This is a genomic window from Sutcliffiella horikoshii (assembly GCF_002157855.1).
Taxonomy (GTDB): Bacteria; Bacillota; Bacilli; order Bacillales; family Bacillaceae_I; genus Sutcliffiella_A; species Sutcliffiella_A horikoshii_C.
This window is the reverse complement of sequence record NZ_CP020880.1, coordinates 3,483,015-3,506,254: the sequence shown is the minus strand read 5'-3', so window position 1 is coordinate 3,506,254 and position 23,240 is coordinate 3,483,015. Positions and strand designations below refer to the sequence as shown.

Genomic DNA, 23,240 nt, shown 5'->3' with positions numbered 1-23,240 from the left:
GCGAAACTACTCCTTTAAAACTGCTTGGATATAGATGGATGGATCCATCAATGTTTCTGCCGCCTCAAAAACGTATGGATATACGAATTCTGCTCCTAGACCAAGGAAAGCAGAGAGTGCGATCAAAATGACTGAAGGATAAACAAGGCCCTTGGTTGTACCTTTTTCTTCTTTTGGACTTAATACTTCTTCCCTAAAGAAACAGTTCATGAATATCTTCATTACGGAATACAATACCAGCAAACTACTGAAAAGCATGACTCCTACGAAGATATAATGTTCCTGTTCTAAACCGCCTTGAGCGAGAAGGATTTTTCCAACGAACCCGCTTAGAGGAGGAATTCCTGCAAGCGCCAGGCATGCGGTGAAGAACATCCATCCTAATAGTGGATGACGTTTAATCATTCCACCCATTTTTTTTATATTATCCGTCCCTGTTATGGTAAACATCGCTCCTGCCAATAAAAACAGGGCTCCTTTTATGACCATATCATGAACAAGATAATAAATCCCGCCTGCATAACCTGTTTCAGTAGCAATGGCGATTCCGTAAATGATGACTCCCACTGCTGTGACAATATTATAAATCAATATTTTCTTAACATCCCAATAAGCGATTGCTCCGATAGCACCAATAAGGATGGTGATGATGGCCAAAGCAGCAATAATTTGATGAGTAATTTGCGGCTCGTGATAAAAAATCAACGTGAATATTCTATAGATGGAATATACACCGACTTTTGTTAACAAAGCACCAAAAATGGCAGTAATGGCGTATGGTGGCGCCTGATAGGATCCAGGCAGCCAAAAGTATAATGGGAAAATTCCACCTTTTAATCCGAATACGATTAAGAAAAGAATGGCCACTACTGTCACAATATCCGTTTGACCGGATTGTGCAATCTTACTCGACACATCTGCCATATTCAGTGTCCCTACTAATCCGTATAAATACGCTAGGGCTATTACAAATAAAGCAGAGGAGATAATGTTAACCAATAGATATTTGATAGACTCTCTAAGTTGAATTCTAGTTCCACCTAATACTATCAAAGCATAGGAGGACATTAGCATTACCTCAAAGAATACGAACAGGTTGAACAGGTCGCCTGTAAGAAATGCTCCCATAACCCCTGTGATCAAAAATTGTGTAAAAGCATAGAAGAAAAAGTTCTCTCTGTCCTTCCCAATATTACGAAAGGAGAAAAGGACGCAAGTGAAACTCACAATCACACCAGTTAGTACAAGGAGGGAGGCAAACATGTCAGCTACGAGCACGATGCCAAATGGCGGCCTCCAACTTCCTATTTCCAATGTTTGAATGCCATTAAGATATACAGTATGTACAAGAACCATTGCTGCAATGGTTGTAGCTGTTAACGAAATGACGCTGATCACTTTTTGAAGCTTCACCTTTTTAGGTATGAGCAATAATAGTGTTGCGGTGATTAAAGGGATCAGTATCGGTAATATAACTAAGTTATTCATGATTTTCATTTCCCCTTAATTGATCCATATCATCTGTTTTTAGTTCCTGGTAAGCCCTATAGGCAAGAACTAATATAAAGGAAGTGACACCAAATGCAATAACGATTGCCGTTAATATTAAAGCTTGAGGCAACGGGTCGGTATATGCATCTGCTTCTTGGCCAAGTAAAGGTGCAGCTCCTCTTTTTAATCCCCCCATGGTCAATAACAACAAATGGGCTCCGTGGGATAATAGTGCTGTTCCGATTATAATACGTAAAATGCTTCGGGATAACATTAGGTAAGTAGCGGTTGCAATTAGTACCCCCGCTACGATAGTCATGATAATCTCCATTATTCACTCTCTCCTATCGTTTGAATAATGGTCATTGCAATCCCTACCACTACTAAATATACACCCAAATCAAACGGTAAAGTAGAAGTTAGTGCAGTTTCCCCGAGTAAGGGCAACTCCACATAACCAAAGGTATGAGTTAGAAAAGGTACATCAAAGAAAAGAGCAATGACCCCTGTAATGATGGATATCATTAATCCCACAGCTGCAATCGATAGATAGTTGAATGGTAGTGCTTTTTGTACGGTTTTTTTGTCAAAAGCAAGTAAAAGTAGCACCAGAGCAGCAGCTGTCATCAACCCTCCGATAAATCCTCCGCCTGGAGTGTAGTGTCCGGCAAAGAAAAGATAGACCGAGAAGATTAAGATGATAAACGTTAAAAGGGTAGTGGTGGTTTGTAAGATTAAATCATTTACTTTCACCTTTTACTCCTCCCTTCTTATCTGCAAGTCTTAGCTTAATCATAGCGTAAATACCAAATGCGGCTATGGTAAGTACGGCAATTTCAAATAATGTATCAAAGCCACGGAAGTCAACGAGAATTACGTTAACCATGTTTTTTCCGCCAGCCTCTTTATAAGAAGCAGCCTCAAAATAACTAGAAATTGATTCGAACAACTTTGAGCTGTTAACGGAAAGGCCGATAAAGATGACAATAAGACCAACACCTAATGAAATGATGAAATTCGTCACTTTAAAGCGAAGTTTGTCCATCTTCTTTGATAGCTCTGGAAGGTGATAGAAACACAACAAGAACAACGCCACCGAAACTGTTTCAATAACTAATTGAGTTAATGCCAAATCCGGTGCTCTAAACAATACGAAAAACAGGGACATAGAATATCCGACTGCACCAAGTGCAATGATAGCCGCTAGTCTAGATTTTACAAATAGAATGGTTACAGCTGAAATGACCATAACAACGGCTAAAATCACTTCATAAATCCCAACAGGCGCGACATTAGTTAGATTTACATTAAATGCATCGGTGAAGAACAGCAGAGCTCCAAGCAATATAATCATGAATCCAAAAATCATAACAAGGTAGTCACGGATAAAGCCTGTCATGGGCAATCTAGTGAATGCAGATGAACCCCTGTCCAGTGCGACTAACCCACCATCATACAATTTGTTAAGTGTAAGCCTTTGTGGGAACCAATCGTATATTTTCCCCCATTTGGCAACTGTAAGATAGAGAAGAACACCTACAAGAATTACTCCGATCGTCATAAACAACTCTGTATTAAAGCCGTGCCAATGATAAATTTTCACTTCCACAGATAGAACATTTGATGGAAGAATAGAATATAGTGCAGGTTCGATAACCCCTTTTAACAACATTGGGAAGAAACCGAAAATAACAACTAATGAAGCCAGGATGATTGGCGGGATAAGCATGCCAATTGGTGCCTCATGCGGTTTTTTATCCATCTTCTCAGGCTGGTATTTCCCTGTAAAGGTTTTGAACACTAAAATCATGCTATAGATAAATGTGAAGACACTTGCAACCCAGGCAAGCACTGGGAAAATCATACCGAGCGTTTCCATATTCCAAGCACCTATCTCTAATGCTTGCAACATCCCGGTAAAGAACATCTCTTTACTCAAGAATCCGTTAAAAGGAGGCAAGCCAGCCATCGAGAATGCCCCGATTATTGCCAGAGTGAAAGTTATAGGCATTAAGTTCATCAAACCGCCAAGCTTTCGTATATCACGAGTCCCGGTTTCGTGATCGACAATCCCGACAACCATGAACAAGCTTCCTTTAAAGGTTGCATGATTGATTAAATGGAACACCGCTGCAAGGGTTGCAATCGTATAAGCATTTTCCCCAATGTAGTCATAATGTGCAGCTGCACTTCCAATACCTAGCAAGGACATAATCAATCCTAGTTGACTGACAGTGGAGAAAGCCAATATTGCTTTCAAATCGGTTTGTTTAACGGCAGAAAATGATCCCCAGAATAAGGTCACAATACCGAATCCTGATACAAGCCAGAACCATTCCGGAGCACCTGCAAAGACAGGACTCATACGAGCTACAAGATAAATACCCGCCTTAACCATGGTAGCGGAATGTAAGTACGCACTGACAGGTGTCGGTGCTTCCATTGCGTCCGGCAACCAAATATGAAATGGGAATTGGGCTGATTTTGTGAAGGCACCAAGCAAAAATAAAAGAAGTGCCGGTACAAATAGTTCATGACTGGTGATAACATCAACGTTTGCGATGTTTTCTCGAATGCTGAACGACCCAGTCATTAAATATAAGAGGATGATTCCAGCGAGCATTGCCAGTCCGCCAAACACTGTGATCAGCATAGACTTCTGTGCACCATAGCGGGATTTTTCGCGATGGTACCAGTAACTGATTAACAGGAAGGAAGAAATACTAGTCAATTCCCAGAAGGAATACATAACAAGTAGATTGTCCGAAAGTACAACCCCTAGCATTGCACCCATAAACATGAGTAGGTATACATAAAAAGTATTTAACGCTTCTTTTTCTTTAGATAAATAATAAATGGAGTAAAGAACGACCAAGGCACCGATACCTGTTATTAGCAAGGCAAAGAGCAGTCCTAGGCCATCTAAGTAAACAGCGAAATCTATCCCGATGGAAGGAATCCACTTCATGGTGCTTGTGTATGTTTCCCCGTTCATGGTGGTGCTTAAGAATTGGAGAAAGTAAATGAACAAAAAGAGTGGCAATACAAATACAAACCACCCAGTATGTATGCTTTTGAAATACTTATGCGCAAAAGGCACAAGAATCGCCAACAAGAAAGGCGATAAAATCACTAAATGAATCAGTGACAAGACACAAACCTCCTCTGTTTCTTCTATAAATAATAGTCTTCCCTTCTAAACATAAGAAAACAACGCCAAATACCATTTTTCTCTAAGATAGTGTCACTCTATCCGGTTGGTACCTGCCTTGTTACGTGTAAAAAGGAATTATTATTTGTATAGAAAAATTACTAAATCAAATTATATACTAAATCATAACCGCTTGCATCCTTACTGTTTGTTAGTATGGACCGATTTTGTCCTGCATATTAAATATGATAGAAACTAGTCAAAACAGGTCTAAAAAATATTTTTCCAACTGCATAAAATGTCGATATTTTAGCCATCCTAGTCATAGGTGGTGGTAGATATGGTGAAAAGAAAAGCGGCTGTTGCACTATCCATATTTTCTACTTTATTTGCTGGTGCATGGTGGTTGAGCGTTGAGCAAAAAAGAGATTATGTGGACCAGTATTACAATGGAGATCCCTCCATTGTGCTTATTGGATCTAATCAACAGGGAAGCTCGAATGTCATCCAACCATTTAAGCCACGGGAATATATCCGAATTGTAGTGGCAAAAAAGGAAAATGAAGAAATCGAAGTCGAACCGACTTGATGGTGAAGACAAAGCGAAAAAGGAGAGCGGTTATACACTATGTATAGCCGTTTTCTTGTGAGAGTAAGCGAGTGGAAATGAAATATTTTATTTGTATCCGCTTACAGGGGAGGGGAATCCTTGAATTATCGGACAGTATTATGTAAAGTGAAAATTGGCATGCAAATATGTTTTTATGGAGGTTATTATATATGACACATATTCGCTTTGATTATAAAAAGGCATTATCTTTTTTCGGCGAACATGAAATTACATACTTACGTGATGCGGTAAAGGTTGCCCATCATTCATTACATGAAAAAACTGGCGCGGGAAATGATTACCTTGGTTGGATTGACCTGCCTACAGATTACGACAAAGAAGAGTTTGCACGAATTGTAAAAAGTGCAGAGAAAATCAAAAACGATTCAGACATTTTGTTAGTAGTAGGTATCGGCGGATCATACCTTGGTGCACGAGCTGCCTTGGAAATGTTAAATCATTCTTTCTACAATGCTCTAACAAAGGAGCAACGAAAAACTCCTCAGGTTGTGTTTGTTGGGAATAACATCAGTTCAACTTACATGAGAGATTTGATGGACCTTCTAGAAGGAAAAGACTTCTCAATCAACGTAATTTCTAAATCTGGTACTACGACAGAGCCGGCATTGGCTTTCCGTATCTTCCGTAAAATTTTAGAAGAAAAATACGGGAAGGAAGAAGCCCGTAAACGTATTTACGCTACAACAGACAAAGCACGTGGAGCTTTAAAAACTCTGGCAACGGAAGAAGGCTATGAGTCCTTTATTATTCCTGATGATGTAGGAGGACGCTATTCCGTCCTTACGGCAGTAGGTTTATTGCCGATCGCGGTTTCAGGAGCGGATATCGAAGCAATGATGAAAGGTGCTGCAGATGCAAGCCGTGACTTCTCTACATCTGAGTTGGAAGAAAATCCTGCATATCAATACGCAGCCGTTCGTAATGTCCTATACAACAAAGGTAAAACGATTGAAATGCTGATCAACTATGAACCAGGGCTTCAATACTTCTCTGAATGGTGGAAGCAACTATTCGGTGAGAGCGAAGGGAAAGACCAAAAAGGTATCTTCCCAGCGTCTGCCAACTTCTCAACAGACCTTCATTCAATGGGTCAATATGTACAAGAAGGGCGTCGAGATCTTTTCGAAACAATTATCAAAGTAGACACTCCTCGTCATGAGTTGACAGTAGAGGAAGAAGCGGCTGATTTGGATGGCCTAAACTACCTTGCTGGGGAAACAGTTGATTTTGTAAACACAAAAGCATATGAAGGAACACTCCTTGCCCACACAGATGGAGGAGTGCCAAACCTTGTGGTTAACATCCCTGCAATGGACGCATACACATTCGGTTACCTTGTTTACTTCTTTGAAAAAGCATGCGCTATGAGCGGTTACCTTCTTGGAGTAAATCCATTTGACCAACCGGGAGTGGAAGCATACAAAGTAAACATGTTCGCACTTCTTGGCAAACCTGGATTCGAGGAAGTCAAAGCAGAACTAGAAAAACGATTAAAATAAACAAATAAATATTGGATTTTGGACACCATAGCTGTTGCTTGGAGCAAAAGGCGAAGACTCCTCGAAAATGCTACGCATTTTCTTCGTGCGATGTATCGCTGCCGGAGCCTTCCTTGTCCTGAGGGAGATAGCGGTAGCTTGAGACACCGCAACGAAGTGAGGAGGCTCAAGCACCGCCCCTAGGAAAGCGAAGCCATTTGCGGAAAGCAACAGCGGCGTCTAAAAAGGGATAGTTCTACGACCATCAGGTCCAGAACTATCCCTTTTTGATATGCATGAAAACACCTCCATGGGGAAACCTACCCATATAAAAGGAGGGATTGCTATGATTCCTATTCCTTCAAAAATCGAAGGTGCGGAGTTTCAATTGTATAAATTAGAGCAGGAACTTAAAGCCATCGGATATTCCATCGGAGGAAACTGGGACTATGACCACGGCTATTTCGACTACAAAATAGATGATGAAGTCGGATATCAATTCTTGAGAGTCCCATTCCAATCTGTGGACGGCCAATTGGATTCACAAGGGACCACAGTGGAGCTTGGCAGACCGTTCTTGCTCTCACACAAATACCAGATTGGAATAGATGACAATGTACATGTATGGAACAGAACGGCATCATTTGACCAATTCTCAGAACCAGAAGATCCAGATGCCACTTTTCCAAAAGAATTTATAGAACTAGGTCATACACTTGTACATGAATTAGAAGCAGTGCTTGGCAGAGATTAATCTTTAATGACAAGCAGACAGTCATCAGCTTGAATTAACGTGTATAGAGGAGGGTTGACCATGGTGTCCCCTCTTCTTTTTATCCCGATGAGAAGGATTTTCTTCTGAAGCATCTGGTTACTCAATTTTTCAAATGTTGTTCCTATCATATCTTTTTCCACCTCAAGATACTTTAGTTTGCTTCCCTTAAGTTGATCTAACATCGTTAACAATGTATTGGACATACCATTTGACATCATACTGTTAGTCATCACATAACTAGTAAACATATTGGTTTGAATCACTTCGTCCGCTCCGGCACGCTGAGCATTTATCACTTGTGTAGACGTCAAGATTTCCGCGATTGTATACACATCTGGATTTAACCCTTTTACAGCAAGCAGCGTTAACACAGAGTTCATGTCTGCTTGAACTTCATCCTTGCTTTGATCCGCCGAAATGACAACAAATCCGGCACTCTTTACATTGGCCGAAAGCAATGTTTGATCATAACAGGGGTTTCCTTTAATAAAATGTACGTTTTGATCATGTAGGGGGTTCTTCTCAAGTGTTGAATCAATTAAAACGATAGATAGTGGTTTATTGCTCATAGAATTGATTTGCCGTAACGTCTCTCTTACCCGTTCATTCCAACCAATGACGATAATATGTTCAGATCCTCGATAATCCACTTTGCCCTCCAAATAATCATTTTGTGTTGCGATGGCGCTAGCCGCCAGTGATACAAAATATGTAGTGACAAAACCTGTGCCAAATAATATGAGAATAATAGCTAACGATCTTCCGGTTACAGTAACCGGAACATAATCTCCATAGCCTAAAGTTGCGGTAGTGACAATCGCCCACCATATTCCATCAAAAATAGAGGGGAATTCAGCTGGTTCTATGTAATGAATGAGAAATCCGAAAGTAATATTTATGACAAAAATAATGACTAATATCCTTGCTATTAAAGGCCAATGTACAAACCTGAAAATGAGGGAAGTCTGTTCCTTGATTCTATCCATCTACCGTTCATCCTCAGCGGAAATAAAAGAGAGTACTTCTTTCACTATGGAATTAATCTTTTGTGTTAATGCTTCTTCCCCATATTTTTGTTTTCCTGCTTCTATCAGCTGTATTACCTCATCATTGAATGAAATAATAGGTTTGTCGTCTTCTGACTCATTATAAAATTCAATAAACCTGTCTAGACTTTCATTCATCTGATCAATGGCTTCGCTCAGTTGTTCTTTTTCTTCCTTCCTTAACTTCATCTCATTCACCTCTTCTTACATTGTTGACAAAATACCTTGAAACTTAAACTTCAAATGGATAAAATGGCCTGCAATTGGAAGAATAAGTATGAATCATGTGATGAATGAATAATGGAGTAGGGAGTGACGAGAATGGATGAAACACGTGCAAGACAAATACTATCCTCTTCCGCAACAATAGAGGTGACCTTTGAAGGAACAAAGGTGTGGATTGACTCTTTAAGTGAAGATGGAAAAACTGCGACAATTCATCTTCGCGGTCCGGGAGAAGAACGTACACAAGTTGCTGTTTCCGACTTAATTGAATTAGGAGAATAACCACAATGGGACTCAGAATTGAGTCTCTTTTTAGTTAAGAAATTATCTAAGCCCGTTGATTTCCGTTCCAGGCGCTTCGCTTGCCTGCGGGCGGTCCGTGAGCCTCCTCAGGCTTCGCCTTCCGGGGTCTCACCTGTCCCTTCCTCCCGCGGGCGTCTGCGCGCCTTCCACTCCAATCAACAAAGTGACATCATTCAGCGAAGGGTTTGTAAAAGGGATCTAACTGTATTAACTTAAAATGCATTACCGTATCGTTTATGTAATTTTAAGCTGTGGATTGGAGCAAATGGCGGAGACTCCTGAGGGAGATAGCGGTAGCTTGAGACCCCGCAGCTAAGTGAGGAGGCTCAAGCACCGCCCCTAGGAAAGCGAAGCCATTTGCGGAAAGGAACAGCGGTGATTAACCAATCAGATAAAAATTTTGTAAGAATGGATGTGCTGGCTGTTGTTTGTTGTATTTAGAAGGAGGGTATTTATCTACTATCAATAAGTGAGGTGATAGGGAATGACTTCTTTTAATGAAACAGCGATTATTTCTTATGTGGAATCAAGGATAAAGGAGTATTGCAAGGAGATGGAGGCGACTAATCAAGGAGATTTAGAGCATGACATCATCCTTGGTAAAATAGAAGCCTATAACGAATTCTTAGAGCAATTTGGCTACGATAGAGTAGCTTGTGCGCTAAAATAAATATTCTGTACAAAAAAAGGTGGCGCCAGAATTGAAGTAATTGGGCGCCACCTTTTTCTAAATTATTTAGATGCAGTAAGTCTGTCAACAGCGTTAGCAATGGCACCGTCACCCGTAACATTACATGCTGTTCCAAAACTATCTTGAGCAAGATAAAGAGCAATCATCAAGGATACCATCGTTGCATCAAATCCAAGCATTGTCTGTAACAGACCGATGGCAGCCATTACAGCCCCGCCAGGTACGCCAGGGGCTGCTATCATCGTAACACCGAGCATCATAATAAATGGAAGTACTATGAATATGGAATAATCCATTCCATTGATAAACATAATTGCCATCGCGCACGAAACAATTGTTATTGTACTACCTGACAAATGAATGTTTGCCAGTAACGGAACGGTAAAATCTGCTGTCTTTTCTCTTACCCCCATCTTCTTAGTACGTTCAAGGGTAACTGGAATGGTCGAAGCGGAAGATTGAGTTCCAAGGGCTGTAAAATAGGCAGCCATCATAGATTTAAGCATGGCAAAAGGATTCTTTCTAGACATAGCACCGCTTACGGAATATTGAATGATTAACATGATTAGATGTAATAAAATGATCAATACAAATACTTTTGCAAATACATTGATAATCGTTTGAACTTGCCCACCGTATGTCATGTTAGCGAATATACCAAGAATATGAATAGGTAAAAGCGGAATAATTACTTTGGAAATGACAAGTTCAATAATGCTTCTAAACTCGATCATAGCTATTTTTAATGTTTCCCCTTTGATTGCGGACATTCCAAGTCCAAGTGTAAATGCAATAATAAGTGCAGTCATCACCTCAAAGGGTGCTGGAATTTCAAGTTCTAAGAAAGGCTTTAGTAATGCTTCTTCCGGGTTTTCCATTGCTCCTGTCAGGCTAGCGTTCTTTAATATGGACGGGTATAACGTACTTGCAGCGAAATAGGCTAAGACGCCTGCTGCAATAGTAGACAGATAGGCGATGGAAGCAGTCAAGCCAAGAAACTTCCCTGCTCCTTTTCCAATTTCCCCTATACCAGGCGCAATAAATGCAATAATAATTAATGGAATTGCAAATCCTAAAAAGTTTCCGAAGATCTCGTTAAACGTAACAAATATTTTAACGAACCATTCAGGTGCAAAACTTCCAACAGTTACCCCTAATAAAATGGCAAGGATAATTCTTGGTAAAAGTCCGAATTTTCTCATGGTGTCCAGTGTCCTCCCCTAAAATACATTTGTCTATTGTTGTTGAATATTGTACTATCTTACAAAAACAATTGAAAAAAGAAAAGTACTAAATGGTATATTTTTTAAAAAGTATTTTCCAATGACCACATACTTTAACTATAAAGGAGCGGTATATAGAAAAAATTTCTGAAATATAGGTTTATAAAAAGTTGAGAAATGGGTACACTACTACAGAAAATCACCATCGTTGCAGCAAATCTTGTATGTCTTCACCCGTAACAAAGTACACTTTTCTAATGGAAGTTACTAGCAAAACCAAATAAAACTTGATTTTTTGATATATAACCTCTATGATTAAGTTAATTGTTTTTGTTCGGTAAGGCTGATAGAAGGAATTTACTTCAATGTTTTTCGTCTTGAAAGATTATGCAGAGCAAGAATGGTAATACAATTGTGGAAAAGTTCCACTGTAGGAGGAAACATAATGTTAGAAGGTAAAGTAAAATGGTTCAACGCTGAAAAAGGTTTCGGTTTCATCGAAGTAGACGGACAAGACGATGTATTCGTACATTTCTCCGCTATTCAAGGCGAAGGTTTCAAATCTTTAGAAGAAGGTCAAACAGTAACTTTCGAAATCGAGCAAGGCGCTCGTGGACCTCAAGCAACTAACGTTCAAAAGTAATTTTGACATAAAGTTGAGAAAAAGGCTCTCCATCTGGAGGGTCTTTTTTTTTGTTTTTTAAAAGATAAGAGAGTGGAGATCCCGTTGATTTCCGTTCCAGGCGCTTCGCCTTGCCTGCGGGCGGTCCGTGAGCCTCCTCACAACGCTTCTGGGGTCTCACCTGTCCCTTCCACCCGCGGAAAGCGAAGCCATTTGCGGAAATCAACAGCGGAGCATACTCAAACAACTAAAAAAGTCTTGGGGAATGTCATTTTATCTTACCCTTATTAGTAATTGTATTTTCCACCTCCACCAATTCATCATTTTACTCACACCTTGAGTAGTTCCCTACTATACTATATGGAATCTATTAATTGTTACTAGACTGAAAAAGGAAACTAGCAATCAAAGAGGGGGACACATTATGGAAGTAAAAGATTTGTTTAGTCTAATGAACAAAACGGCAATTGTGACTGGGGGAGGAAAAGGGCTTGGGGCACACATGGCAAAGGCTCTTGCTGAAGCGGGGGCGAACGTTGTTGTATGTTCGCGTGATCTTACATCTTGTCAGAAAGTAAGCCAGGAATTGAAACAAATAGGCGTAAAATCATTGGCATTTGCGTGTGATGTAACAAAAGAGGAAGAAATTCAACATGTCATTGAGGAAACGGTGAAGCACTTCGGAACGTTGGATATCCTTGTAAACAACAGTGGGACCTCTTGGATGGCGCCAACATTGGATTTGCCAGCTGACAAGTGGGATAAAGTGATGAACGTGAATTTAAAAGGATTGTTTTTATTTAGTCAAAAAGCGGCAAGAATCATGCAGAAACAAGGTAACGGAAAAATAATCAATATTGCTTCTGTTTCTGGAATGGGTGGGACAGATCCAAAACTAATGGACACCATTGCTTATAATACAAGCAAAGGAGGGGTCATCACGTTTACAAAAGATCTTGCTGTAAAACTCGCTCCTTATAATATACAGGTGAATGCCATCGCACCGGGAATGTTTCCTACTAAAATCACCGAAAAAATAATAGAGCACTCTGCTCCAATGTTAAAAGAACAAATACCTGCAAAACGTTTCGGAGGCGAACATGATTTAAAGGGAGCGGCGGTGTTTTTGTCTTCTCACGCATCCGATTACTGTGTAGGACACATTTTGGTGGTAGATGGAGGGATGACCTCCTTAATATGAGGTTGAATTGGAAGGAAAGGGTGAACCAATAATGTTGCATTCAAGCAATAATAAAGAGGAAAGGAACAAAAAATTAAAAGTTAAAGCAATAAAATTGGAGAATGACTGGAATGAAGCGATAAAGTCAGGTCTGAACAAGGAGTCGGTATTTCGCATTGTAGGGCTTGAAAGCGAATTAGAAGCAGAAAAGTTAAGAAAGATTCGAGAACAAGTAGAAGTGCTGTCCTTAAAATATAACTTTCCTACTAAAAACGACGTTGCCAATATTGCTAAGCTGCTTATTCAAATAGAGGATAAAATTGATCGCCTTGAAGGGCAGTTACAGGAAGGAACTAGCTCCTCGGGGCAAACTCCTGAAAGTGAAAGAAATATGGTAAAAGTGATTTTGGAGGACATGGCCGAACGCCAAGCAATCGTATCTTCATTGCTTGGACATGATGAAAAGATTGTTCGTTCTATAGTAAGTGATCTTGATGGATGATATGAAGCTGGGTGCATGGAAAAAGAAAATGATGCATTATAATGAAACACCTTTCAAGGATGGAGTAACGGCCAGACAATCTATTTGGAGAAAAAACAAAGCTACCCTTTGGTATTATCAAGCACCTGTAAGAAAATACAACGTGCCGATTTTTATCATCTATTCTTTGATTAATCAGCCATTTATCCTGGACATGATATCGGGTGGAAGTACTATTGAAGCACTTGTGAAAAAGGGCTTTGATGTTTATATGATTGATTTTGGAAAGCCAGGGCTAGAAGATAGGGACATGACACTAGATAACTTTATTACAGAGTATATTCAACGTGGGGTTAAGGAGGCAATCAAGCATTCCGGTGCGAAAGAAATGACCATCTTTGGTTATTGTCTTGGGGGGACACTTGCGGCTATGTATGCTTCTATAGCAAAGGAACCAATAAAAAATCTAGTCTTGTTTGTCACGCCTGTTGATTTCAACACTCCTAGTTATTTTGATAAATGGGTAAAAGTTTTGAGAGAAGATAATTGGGACAGCTCTCGTTATATGGATGAGCTTGGAATTATTCCAGCCTCTCACGTTGAAGCGGGTATACGTATGGTTACATCACCTATTTATTTTACTCCTTATCTATCTCTTTTATTAAATCGGGATAATAAAGCTTATGTAGACAAATGGCACAAATTTAATACGTGGACAAAAGGACACATTCCTTTAACCAGTGGTGTTGCCAAGCAAATCATTGAGGATTTTACAAAAGACAATAAGCTTATTAAAAATGAAAGTAAAATAAACGGCGAAGGAGCCATGCTATCTAATATTAATGCGAATCTACTTGTAGTAGGTACAGAGGGAGATCGGCTTGTACCGCTTGATCACATTCTGCCAGTTATGGATAAAGTGGGAAGTGTTGATAAGACATCTCACATATTAACAGGCGGACATACAGGGACATCTGTTGAAAATGGAAGACTACCTGGATATCTGGATAATTGGTTGCATGAACGGTCAGAACCAGCAGATTCATAGAGTGGGAGGGATAGAGTATGAATGTCTTACATGAGAACATTAAATGGAATATGAACCCTTATATAGAATATATGGGGATAGGAGCAACTGTTTATATGCAATTTCTAATAAGTCTAAAAGAAAACCAGTAGGGGGGCTTTTGCTTCTCTTTTTTTGTATGTAAATCGCGGTAAATATTGTTAAGTTTTCACGGGAGAACATTATTTCAATAAAGGGTATTGTTGTTTTTTTGTTTTTATCAAAAAGTAGAAAAAAGCTTGTGAAATAAGGGTATGTTGGTTTGAAAGGAGGAGAAAAGCTACATGAAAAGTGCTAATTTGAGTGGTTGTTCAATAGTGTTTAGATGTAAAATAGCAAAGCATACATAATGAATACAAAAAACATAAGGTTCAAATAATCGATTATAAAAGCTATAATGCATATAGTACAAGTTCTAATGTGCTATTTCCTTGCAAAAAGGAGGTTGGAAATCATCGGGGTTAATAGTTTAATACAACGTGAAGGTGAACCTCTCCATGTATCTAAAGGACTTATCCTGTTTCATTCTGACCTCAAAGTCAGTTCTATTGATGGTGGAGCCATGAGGATCCTTGGACACACCAAACAATCGGTGAAGGGGAAGCTACTCTCAGACCTTTTGAATAAAGATGCATTAAATATATTACTTAAATATACATACAGTGTAATACAAGAAGGCATTTTTGTACAACATGAAATGAAACTTTTTGAAAATCCAGATCAATGGGTTAACGTGATCATTTATCCTATTGATGCAAATCATTTTTCTATGCTCTTTTTGGATATAAATAAGCAAAAAGAGACGGAAGCAGCGCTTTACAGACAGACAGAAAAGCTTAATGTTCTAAATGATTCTGCTGCCATGTTGACCTCTATCAAAAATCCAAAAGAACTGCTAGATTCATTATTTCATAAACTTTCACAAGTGTTGGATCTTGATATCTATATTAATTATAGTTGGGACAAGGAGCAGAATAGACTTGTGTTAACCAACCATCATGGAATTTGCAATGAAGAGCTGGAGACCTTTATGTACCTTGAAAAGGGAACGGCTGTGTGTGGTACTGTTGCACAAAATAAAAGAAGAATGGTTTTTGAGCATTTGGATGGCAGAGGGGATAAAATTTTGGACCTGATTCGTCTACTTGGAGTCAAATCATACGTTTGTGAACCATTACTATCATTTGGGGAACTTGTCGGTACCATTTCTTTCGGTTCCAAAAAACGTTCCACTTTTACATCAGAAGAACTTGATTTAATTCATTCTATTTGTCATCAGGTAACTATTGTGCTGGATAGAATGACAAAAGTAGACGAGTTGACCCAAAACACAGAAACATTGGAAGTAGCAAACCTGCACCTTAAGGAAAACGAGAGAAAGTTACGGCTTATGAACGAAAAAAATGAAGTAGAGAGAGAAAGTAAAACCAAAACGAATTTTTTGGCAATGATCAGTCATGAGTTAAGAACGCCGTTAAATTCCATCATAGGATACAGCCAAGTTTTAGAGAGTGATCAAAAAGATCCACTCACAGACAAGCAAAAATCAAGACTTGCCAAAATACTAAGTTCAAGCAGGCATCTTCTGCAACTCATTAATAACATTTTAGAGCTAATTCGTATTGATACCAATCCAGAAACTATTAAAACAAATGTAAAACCAATACGAATAAAAGATGCTGTTTGGGATAGCTTGCATGCCGTTAGCAATAATGCAAAGGAAAAAGGGATATCCCTTTACATTGAAAAAGATGTGGAGGATATTACGATTGAAATCGACCCTATACGTTTTCAACAAGTAATGGTCAATCTATTAAACAATGCCATTAAATACAACAAAAAGAATGGAACTGTCACGCTCTATTGGCGGGTAGATGGCAGGTACTTGGCTATATTTGTGAAAGATACGGGAATTGGCATCCCGCAAAGTCACCATGATAACATCTTTGAGCCCTTTTACAGGGTGAATCATGCCATTCCAGGAGTGGAAGGGACAGGCATAGGCTTGACTCTTGTAAAACAGAATGTCTTAGAAATGAAAGGAACCGTTGGCGTTTCTAGCATAGAGGGAACAGGGAGTACCTTCTGGGTGAAGGTACCGATATAATACATCGAAAGAAAGGGGTTTTCTTCGATTGAAACCAATAAATGTAGTAATTGTTGATGACAATCAGAATTCTCTTGAAATATTGGAGTTTTTTATAGGAGAGCTGAAGGAATTTCAAATTATAGATACTTGTAATAGCGGAGAGAAACTGATTGATAGTGTGATGAAAAACAAGGTTGATCTTGTTGTTGCGGACATAAATATGCCAAAGAAAAGTGGTTTGGATGCAATAAAAGAATGCCTTGAATTCTCTCCTAAACTAAAGTTTATTTTTGTGACAGGTTATAACGAATTTGCAGTGGAGGCATTTGCAATTTCGGCAGTCGACTATATTGTAAAGCCGATTGAGAAAATCAGATTATACAAAGCGCTGGAACGTGCCAAAGCCCAGTTACTAGCTGAGGTTGCGGATTCGGAAGAAAGAAACCCAAATAAAAGATTATCCATCCGTTCAAATAGTTCCTTCTACTACATACCTTTTGAAGATATCATTTTTATTGAAAAGTCTGGGAAGAAATGCATCATTTATACAACCAACCAGTCCATTGAAACCTATGAAAATATCAGTGATATCTATAAACAATTGGATCAGAATTTTTATCGGACACATCGATCTTATATTGTTAATCTAAGAATGTTGTCACATATCACACCTAAAAATGAAACCTATTTTGCCTACTTCACCAATCATGAGAAATATGCCCATATTTCTAAATTGAAAATAAATGAAGTACAGGAGCTATTGGCTCAAATCACGAAATCTTAACCTTGAGAACTTCGTGGTTTGAGCTTTCTTTTTTTGCAATATTTCATTTTTCATAAAAATCCCAATATTGTTCTTAAATGTTGAATCTTTACGGTTGAAATGGCAAAGTAGTGCACCGAAAAGCAATAATGAAATGCTCAAAGGTATAAGAAAAATTGGACAAAGGGGAATGAGTTTCGTTAAAATGCTAAATAAAGATATATTTGATAATAGATAAAATTGACAAATCCTTTACTTCACATATAAAAGATGGGAATTTTAAAAAGATGATGACAGGCTATCTTATTTAAAATAAACACAAAATTTATTGAATCGTTTTGAAAATTAAATAAGTGGCAAACATCCGATATTTAAAATATCCGTTATATGGGAGGGGTTTGAATGGATTTGTTAAATGATGAATCTTTAATTGAAGTTTATGAAGCAGCGATGTTAAATGACTTGAACGAAGAGTTCTTGAAGCTGATTCTTGATGAAATGAAGCGGAGAAAAATAGATATACCTGTAACCAATTTATAATAATGAAAAGAACGATAAAATAGATGAGAATGAGAAGAGATGTGATGTTAGTAGTCAGCATCTTTTTTCTTTATGATTACATTTAAAAGGAGACATAAAGTATGTATATTGTTCATTCCACTTTCATAGTACCATCTGAAAAAGCAGATGAAGTTATTTCTATATATCACAACCGATCTAGAATAGTAGAAAAGGCGAAAGGTTTTCAGCGCTTTCTTCTTTTACAAAATGAAAATAAAGCAGGGGAACTTACCGTTTTCATGGAATGGGATTCCAAAGAAGATTTTATCTCATGGGTTAGAAGTGAAGATTATAAAAAAATTCATGAACTCGAAAAGAAATATCCAGACCAAGAACTTGCATCTATTATCCCAACCATAACAAAATTCAAGGTGGTGGCAACATGATTATGCCACCACAGTCTTCAACCGTAAAAAAAATAAAGGCAGATATCGGGGACTTGGATGTAGGAACAATTGTGGAAAAAGTCGTGGTAACAATGTACAATGATTTTCCTTTCCTAGAAGAGAAGTTTGGGGAAAAAGGAAAAGAGAGAACCATTGAAGACAATTTTTATCATTTTTTGTATCTTCACACCGCTTATAAGCTAAATGATACCCAAACTTTCGTAGACTATGTGATGTGGCTGAATAGCGTCCTTGTAAGTCGAGGGTTAAAAACCGATATGATCATTTATAACTTTGAAAAAATACAGGAAAGCATGGTAGGAATGTTGGACAAGGAAGTGGAAGTAAGCTTCTTATCTTATTTGGATGAAGGAATTCTGGCTCTTAAGGAGTATAAACAAGATAGCGAAGAAGGATAAGGCGACGTAGAACAGTATTCGTTCATTTTCGGATATTCACAGGATTGTCATGGGTGAGGGGCTGAGAACCTTTATAAGTGATTTATAATAGAAGAAATTATGTTTGATCAAGAAAGGCTGATAGATAATGACAAACACTACTATGGGAAGATTTCGAATAATGGGTTTAATTGAAGGCGGTTCATTACTTGTACTGCTATTCCTAGCTATGCCATTGAAATATTGGTTTGACATCCCGCAAGCGGTAAGTATCGTTGGAGCTTTACACGGCTTCTTATTCATTACTTACGTGTTGTTCATTGCTTATATCACGTTAAAAATCAGATGGTCCCTTATTTGGGCAGCAGGAGCTGTAGTTGTTGCCTTTATACCATTCGGGAATATTGTATTTGACAACTATCTAAAAAAATCTTCATTTGTGAACTGACTCCGTTTGCCGAGTCAGTTTTTTATTTGAGATTTACTCTGCTGTTCTAATTTCCCATTGGCCGGCTTTATTCGCTATAATGAGTAGAATATATATACGTATTAAAGGAGTAGTTGCTTTCGTGAACGTTGGTCGGGTTTTATCGATCGTTGCATTTTTTTCCATATATAATATTTTGATGTTTTACCTTGGATGGAACGGCTTAGTTTGGTTAAAAGCGATATGTTCGTTCCAACAAGAACCTTTATATTGGATAGTCATCGCCATTTTATCGTATGCCTATATCCTAGGCAGAATGGTTAAACCGCTCTCCTGGTTATCTATTATTGGGTCGATATGGTTTGGGTTTATTCAATACGGGCTGCTTTTGTTTCCTCTCGCAAATCTTGCTATCTTGGTACTCAGCTTATTAGATATTCAAGAACAGACTTCCATTGTTGTGGTCGGGACCGTTACCGCAATTATTCTTGCTGGTATTTTCATCACTGGCCTTTACAATGCGTATAGCCCTACAATCAGAAAATATGAAGTGACCATACCAAAAAAAGCCGAAATGAAAACACTTCGCGTAGCCGTGGCCTCTGATATGCATTTCGGCAAGTTATCGGGCATCGCCCATGCTAAAAGGCTAGTGAAAATGATGAATCGAATCAAACCAGATATCATATTGCTGCCAGGCGATATTATCGATGATGAGCCTGAGCATTTTCAAAAGAAGAATATGGGTGCTATCATGAGTCAACTTCATGCTCCACTCGGTATTTATGGCGTTCTTGGAAATCATGAATACTACGGAAGAGAGATTCCAGCATTTCTTAAAGAAATGGAAAAGGTGGATATCCGCATATTGATGGATGAAGTGATGCAGATAGGAAACAGCTTTTATCTGTTAGGCAGAAAAGATAAAACAGATTCCAGAAGAAAATCGTTTAATCAATTGGTAAATGAATTAGATGAATCTCTGCCTCTTATAGCTATGGATCACCAGCCAGCAGAGTTGAAAGAAGCGCAGGAAAGTGGGATAGATCTTATCGTATCGGGTCATACCCACAGAGGACAGATGGCGCCAAACCACCTGATTACAAGAAGGCTCTTTGAATTGGATTGGGGTTATAGGAAAAAAGGCCAGTTGCATGCATTTGTTTCCTCCGGATTCGGCTTTTGGGGTCCGCCACTTAGGATTGGCAGCAGGTCAGAGATATTAGAGATTGTTGTAGAATTTGAAGAAAAAGAAGGTAATTAAATAATGAATAGAACATTTCAGCAATTCAATTTAGGGGAAGACATAGTCAAGGCTTTGAAAAGCCTGAATTATCTAAAGCCCACCAATGTGCAAGAAGAAGTGATTCCCAAGGCTTTAGCGAAGAGTGACATCATTGTAAAATCACAAACGGGAAGCGGAAAAACAGCAGCTTTTGCGGTTCCTTTATGCGACCTTGTCCATTGGGAAGAGAATAAGCCACAGGCATTGGTACTGACACCGACTAGGGAGCTTGCCGCCCAGGTGAAAGACGATATAACGAATATCGGCCGCTACAAACGTGTCAAGGCGACCGCTATTTACGGAAAACAATCCTTTCAAAGGCAAAAGCTTGAACTGAAACAAAAGTCACATATAGTGGTAGGTACACCTGGTAGGGTGTTGGACCATCTTGAGAAAGGCACACTTGATGTAAGCAGGTTGGAGTATCTTGTCATTGATGAAGCCGACGAAATGTTGAACATGGGTTTTATTGATCAAGTGGAGGCGATTATCCAGATGCTTCCTAAGAGTAGGGTAACTATGTTGTTTTCTGCCACCATGCCGGAAGACATTAAACAACTATCCAATCAATACATGACAAACCCTGTATTTATTGAAATAGAAAGCGGTGGTTTGACAACAGATCGAATAGAGCATATCTGGTATGAGGTGGGGGAAGGAGAAAAGAAATTCCTTTTGCTGAAAGATATTACAGTAGTGGAAAACCCCGATAGCTGTATTGTCTTTTGCGCTACCCAAGAAGAAGTGGATAAGGTTCACCGTAACCTTCATCGTGCAGGATATCCTTGTGGGAAATTGCATGGCGGCCTGGTACAGGAAGACAGGTTTTCTGTAATGAATGCTTTCAAAAGAGGTGAATTTCGTTACCTGATTGCAACAGATGTGGCATCAAGAGGCATTGACATTGAAGATATAAGCCTGGTTATCAATTACGATATTCCTTCTGACAAAGAACGATATGTACACCGTATCGGCAGAACAGCTAGAGCTGGAAAATCTGGAAAGGCCATTACGCTTATTTCAACTAGTGAATATCATCACTTAGAAGAAATTGAGGATTTTATTGGCATTAAAATTTCAAGAGCTGAAGCTCCAAAACGGGAAGCTGTAGCAAGAGCTGAAACCTCTTTTTTAGTGAAAATGGAAAATAGACCAACAAAGAAAGAAGACAAAGGTGCCAAATTAGCGCGAAATATTATGAAACTTTATTTTAACGGTGGTAAGAAAAAGAAAATTAGAGCGGTGGACTTCGTAGGCACCATTTGCCAGATTGATGGCGTATCATCAGAAGATATTGGAATCATTACCATCCAGGAAAATCACACATATGTGGATATCTTGAACGGAAAGGGATCTCTAGTTATAACAGAAATGAAAAACCGCACCGTCAAAGGGAAGCAATTAAAAGTGCACGAGGCGCGTAACTAAATAAATACACAAAAAAGCTCGCCAATCCAACCTTGGAAAATGGCGAGTTTTTATTTTTATTATTAGAAGAAGAACAAATGAGCCATTAGTGCTGCAACAGGCAATGTTATGATGGTTCGTTGCAGGAAGATGATGAACAGCTCCCATATAGACAAAGGAATTTTGGATTTTATCAGAAGAATCCCAATCTCCGACATGTAAATCAACTGAGTCAATGACATTACGGCAATAACAAATCGCGTAAGCTCAGACTCTATACCACTTCCAATAACTGCTGGAAGGAACATATCAGCAAATCCTACAATCATAGCTGGTGCAGCAGCTTGTGCCTCTGGAATTTGCAAGAGCTGAAGAAGGGGTATGAATGGATAGGATAGTAAATTGAACACTTCCGTATATTCTGCTACAACGAGTGCAACCGTTCCGAGCGCCATCACAAGTGGAATAAGTGCCATCCAGATATCTACTACATTATATATTCCTTTTTTCACAACCTGCTTTGCACTTTTTACTTGTGCCGCTTTTTCTACAGCTTGCTGAAGCCCCCATTGAAAACTTGATACTCCGTTTGGAACTTTCTCATCAATTTTCTGTCCAACTGGTTCATAATAAGTATCTTTTTTACGGGAAAGAGGCGGTATTCTCGGACAGACGACTGCCGCAATGATCCCCGTGACAACCACTGTAAAATAAAAAGGTACAAACATATGATCAATTCCAATAAATTTGGCGATGACAAGACTGAAGGCAATGGATGCAATGGAGAAGTTGGTGGCAACAACAGCCGCTTCTCTTTTTGTATAATAACCAGATTCGTATTGCTGGGTGGTTAACAAGACCCCGACTGTCCCACTCCCCATCCATGAGGCCATGGCATCAATGGATGAACGTCCCGGTAGCTTGAATAGAGGATGCATCACTTTTCTTACTAATGTTCCAATGAAGTCCATTAAACCGAATTCTAATAAAAGCGGCATGAAGAGACTTGCAAACAGAAACCAGACAGTAAGAACAGGAATAAGATCATATAGGACTATTACGCCGGTGAATTCGGATGTGATCATTTCAGGGCCGAATTCCGTTAACGTCATAACTGCAAATGCTGCACCTAATACACGCAATGCAAGCCATATACCTCCTACATTTAATAAGGTGTCTAAAAAACTATCTTTCTTTATGAATGTTAATGGGAAAACCTTCACTATCAAACTGCTGACAGCGGAAGCTACTAATACGATGGTCATGAAGGTAGGTATTGCCCCGCCAAAGTTAGTCAATACCCAGTCTGCCATGATGCCAAGTCCGATGGTCACATTTCCATTGAACGAAACCGGTATCAGGAAAAGGAGAATCCCAATCAATGAAGGAACGGCAAATTTCAAGATTTGTGAAATCGAATAGGTTTGGGCCTCTGTTTGTTTGGAGTAAGTTGCTGGTTTGGCCGATTGTGTACTCATACGTTTTTGTCTCCTTTATAAAAAGTAGGATGATAGATTATAATATTAATAAAAATAACACTTTGCGTATATTTATACAACCC

25 protein-coding genes are annotated in these 23,240 nt (G+C 38.9%); 17 read left to right on the top strand and 8 right to left on the bottom strand.

Going from position 1 to position 23,240, the window contains the following annotated elements:
- Window positions 1–6: 6 nt before the first annotated feature.
- Genes B4U37_RS18030 through B4U37_RS18015 form a run of 4 tightly spaced genes read right to left on the bottom strand, consistent with a single transcriptional unit; the run spans window position 7 to window position 4,642 of the window.
- Window positions 7–1,488 (bottom strand): Na+/H+ antiporter subunit D, encoded by a 1,482-nt coding sequence (locus B4U37_RS18030; RefSeq protein ID WP_088019346.1) that lies wholly within the window; start codon window positions 1,486–1,488, stop codon window positions 7–9.
- Window positions 1,481–1,822, bottom strand: coding sequence for a Na(+)/H(+) antiporter subunit C (locus tag B4U37_RS18025; protein WP_088019345.1), 342 nt, complete (start codon window positions 1,820–1,822; stop codon window positions 1,481–1,483). The genes B4U37_RS18030 and B4U37_RS18025 overlap by 8 nt, the downstream gene beginning before the upstream one ends.
- Window positions 1,822–2,244 (bottom strand): Na(+)/H(+) antiporter subunit B, encoded by a 423-nt coding sequence (locus B4U37_RS18020; RefSeq protein ID WP_088019344.1) that lies wholly within the window; start codon window positions 2,242–2,244, stop codon window positions 1,822–1,824. The genes B4U37_RS18025 and B4U37_RS18020 overlap by 1 nt, the downstream gene beginning before the upstream one ends.
- Window positions 2,231–4,642 carry a Na+/H+ antiporter subunit A gene (locus B4U37_RS18015; protein ID WP_088019343.1) on the bottom strand — a complete coding sequence of 804 codons (2,412 nt, stop codon included), beginning with the start codon at window positions 4,640–4,642 and terminating at the stop codon, window positions 2,231–2,233. The genes B4U37_RS18020 and B4U37_RS18015 overlap by 14 nt, the downstream gene beginning before the upstream one ends.
- A 340-nt stretch (window positions 4,643–4,982) precedes the next feature.
- Between B4U37_RS18015 and B4U37_RS18010 the strand changes: the two genes are divergently transcribed.
- The 3 genes from B4U37_RS18010 (at window position 4,983) to B4U37_RS18000 (ending at window position 7,505) form a co-directional block, all read left to right on the top strand.
- Window positions 4,983–5,231 carry a hypothetical protein gene (locus B4U37_RS18010; protein WP_088019342.1) on the top strand — a complete coding sequence of 83 codons (249 nt, stop codon included), beginning with the start codon at window positions 4,983–4,985 and terminating at the stop codon, window positions 5,229–5,231.
- A 191-nt stretch (window positions 5,232–5,422) separates the two neighbouring features.
- Window positions 5,423–6,772, top strand: coding sequence for a glucose-6-phosphate isomerase (locus tag B4U37_RS18005; RefSeq protein ID WP_088019341.1), 1,350 nt, complete (start codon window positions 5,423–5,425; stop codon window positions 6,770–6,772).
- Window positions 6,773–7,097: 325 nt separating this feature from the next.
- Window positions 7,098–7,505: a YugN-like family protein gene (locus B4U37_RS18000; RefSeq protein WP_088019340.1), complete on the top strand. Its 408-nt coding sequence runs from the start codon at window positions 7,098–7,100 to the stop codon at window positions 7,503–7,505.
- Here B4U37_RS18000 and B4U37_RS17995 read toward each other — a convergent pair.
- The gene (locus B4U37_RS17995; protein WP_088019339.1) at window positions 7,502–8,512 is read right to left on the bottom strand and encodes a potassium channel family protein; all 1,011 of its coding nucleotides are present in this window, start codon (window positions 8,510–8,512) and stop codon (window positions 7,502–7,504) included. The genes B4U37_RS18000 and B4U37_RS17995 overlap by 4 nt on opposite strands.
- Window positions 8,513–8,761: a hypothetical protein gene (locus tag B4U37_RS17990; protein ID WP_010196385.1), complete on the bottom strand. Its 249-nt coding sequence runs from the start codon at window positions 8,759–8,761 to the stop codon at window positions 8,513–8,515.
- Between the two features lie 132 nt (window positions 8,762–8,893).
- Here B4U37_RS17990 and B4U37_RS17985 point away from each other — a divergent pair, with 132 nt between their 5' ends.
- Window positions 8,894–9,079 (top strand): H-type small acid-soluble spore protein, encoded by a 186-nt coding sequence (locus B4U37_RS17985; protein WP_088019338.1) that lies wholly within the window; start codon window positions 8,894–8,896, stop codon window positions 9,077–9,079.
- Window positions 9,080–9,584: 505 nt separating this feature from the next.
- A complete protein-coding gene (locus B4U37_RS17980) occupies window positions 9,585–9,770 on the top strand; it encodes a hypothetical protein (RefSeq protein WP_088019337.1) in 186 nt (61 codons plus the stop codon).
- A gap of 62 nt (window positions 9,771–9,832) precedes the next feature.
- On the opposite strand, the gene B4U37_RS17975 is transcribed toward B4U37_RS17980, so the two are convergent.
- Window positions 9,833–10,993 (bottom strand): dicarboxylate/amino acid:cation symporter, encoded by a 1,161-nt coding sequence (locus tag B4U37_RS17975; RefSeq protein ID WP_088019336.1) that lies wholly within the window; start codon window positions 10,991–10,993, stop codon window positions 9,833–9,835.
- Between the two features lie 466 nt (window positions 10,994–11,459).
- Between B4U37_RS17975 and B4U37_RS17970 the strand changes: the two genes are divergently transcribed.
- The 12 genes from B4U37_RS17970 (at window position 11,460) to B4U37_RS17915 (ending at window position 21,700) form a co-directional block, all read left to right on the top strand.
- Window positions 11,460–11,657, top strand: a complete 198-nt coding sequence (locus B4U37_RS17970) for a cold-shock protein (protein WP_010196375.1) — start codon at window positions 11,460–11,462, stop codon at window positions 11,655–11,657.
- A gap of 403 nt (window positions 11,658–12,060) precedes the next feature.
- Window positions 12,061–12,837, top strand: coding sequence for an SDR family oxidoreductase (locus B4U37_RS17965; protein WP_088019335.1), 777 nt, complete (start codon window positions 12,061–12,063; stop codon window positions 12,835–12,837).
- 94 nt (window positions 12,838–12,931) lie between these two features.
- Window positions 12,932–13,318 carry a hypothetical protein gene (locus tag B4U37_RS17960; RefSeq protein ID WP_245840010.1) on the top strand — a complete coding sequence of 129 codons (387 nt, stop codon included), beginning with the start codon at window positions 12,932–12,934 and terminating at the stop codon, window positions 13,316–13,318.
- Complete coding sequence (locus B4U37_RS17955; RefSeq protein WP_088019333.1) at window positions 13,311–14,345, top strand: alpha/beta fold hydrolase; 1,035 nt, start codon at window positions 13,311–13,313, stop codon at window positions 14,343–14,345. Before B4U37_RS17960 ends, B4U37_RS17955 begins: the two co-directional genes overlap by 8 nt.
- Window positions 14,346–14,760: 415 nt before the next feature.
- Window positions 14,761–16,470 (top strand): sensor histidine kinase, encoded by a 1,710-nt coding sequence (locus B4U37_RS17950; protein WP_245840009.1) that lies wholly within the window; start codon window positions 14,761–14,763, stop codon window positions 16,468–16,470.
- A gap of 28 nt (window positions 16,471–16,498) precedes the next feature.
- Entirely contained in the window at window positions 16,499–17,236 is a 738-nt protein-coding gene (locus tag B4U37_RS17945) for a LytR/AlgR family response regulator transcription factor (RefSeq protein ID WP_088019332.1), read from the top strand.
- A 381-nt stretch (window positions 17,237–17,617) separates the two neighbouring features.
- A complete protein-coding gene (gene sda, locus B4U37_RS17940; RefSeq protein WP_088019331.1) occupies window positions 17,618–17,755 on the top strand; it encodes a sporulation histidine kinase inhibitor Sda in 138 nt (45 codons plus the stop codon).
- A gap of 101 nt (window positions 17,756–17,856) precedes the next feature.
- Window positions 17,857–18,162 carry an antibiotic biosynthesis monooxygenase family protein gene (locus B4U37_RS17935; RefSeq protein WP_088019330.1) on the top strand — a complete coding sequence of 102 codons (306 nt, stop codon included), beginning with the start codon at window positions 17,857–17,859 and terminating at the stop codon, window positions 18,160–18,162.
- Window positions 18,159–18,581, top strand: a complete 423-nt coding sequence (locus B4U37_RS17930; protein ID WP_245840008.1) for a hypothetical protein — start codon at window positions 18,159–18,161, stop codon at window positions 18,579–18,581. Before B4U37_RS17935 ends, B4U37_RS17930 begins: the two co-directional genes overlap by 4 nt.
- Window positions 18,582–18,708: 127 nt before the next feature.
- Entirely contained in the window at window positions 18,709–19,008 is a 300-nt protein-coding gene (locus B4U37_RS17925) for a DUF3817 domain-containing protein (protein ID WP_088019329.1), read from the top strand.
- 178 nt (window positions 19,009–19,186) lie between these two features.
- Complete coding sequence (locus B4U37_RS17920) at window positions 19,187–20,251, top strand: metallophosphoesterase (protein ID WP_157663884.1); 1,065 nt, start codon at window positions 19,187–19,189, stop codon at window positions 20,249–20,251.
- A complete protein-coding gene (locus B4U37_RS17915; RefSeq protein ID WP_157663883.1) occupies window positions 20,252–21,700 on the top strand; it encodes a DEAD/DEAH box helicase in 1,449 nt (482 codons plus the stop codon).
- Between the two features lie 62 nt (window positions 21,701–21,762).
- On the opposite strand, the gene B4U37_RS17910 is transcribed toward B4U37_RS17915, so the two are convergent.
- Window positions 21,763–23,157: a YjiH family protein gene (locus B4U37_RS17910; RefSeq protein ID WP_088019326.1), complete on the bottom strand. Its 1,395-nt coding sequence runs from the start codon at window positions 23,155–23,157 to the stop codon at window positions 21,763–21,765.
- Between the last annotated feature and the right edge of the window lie 83 nt (window positions 23,158–23,240).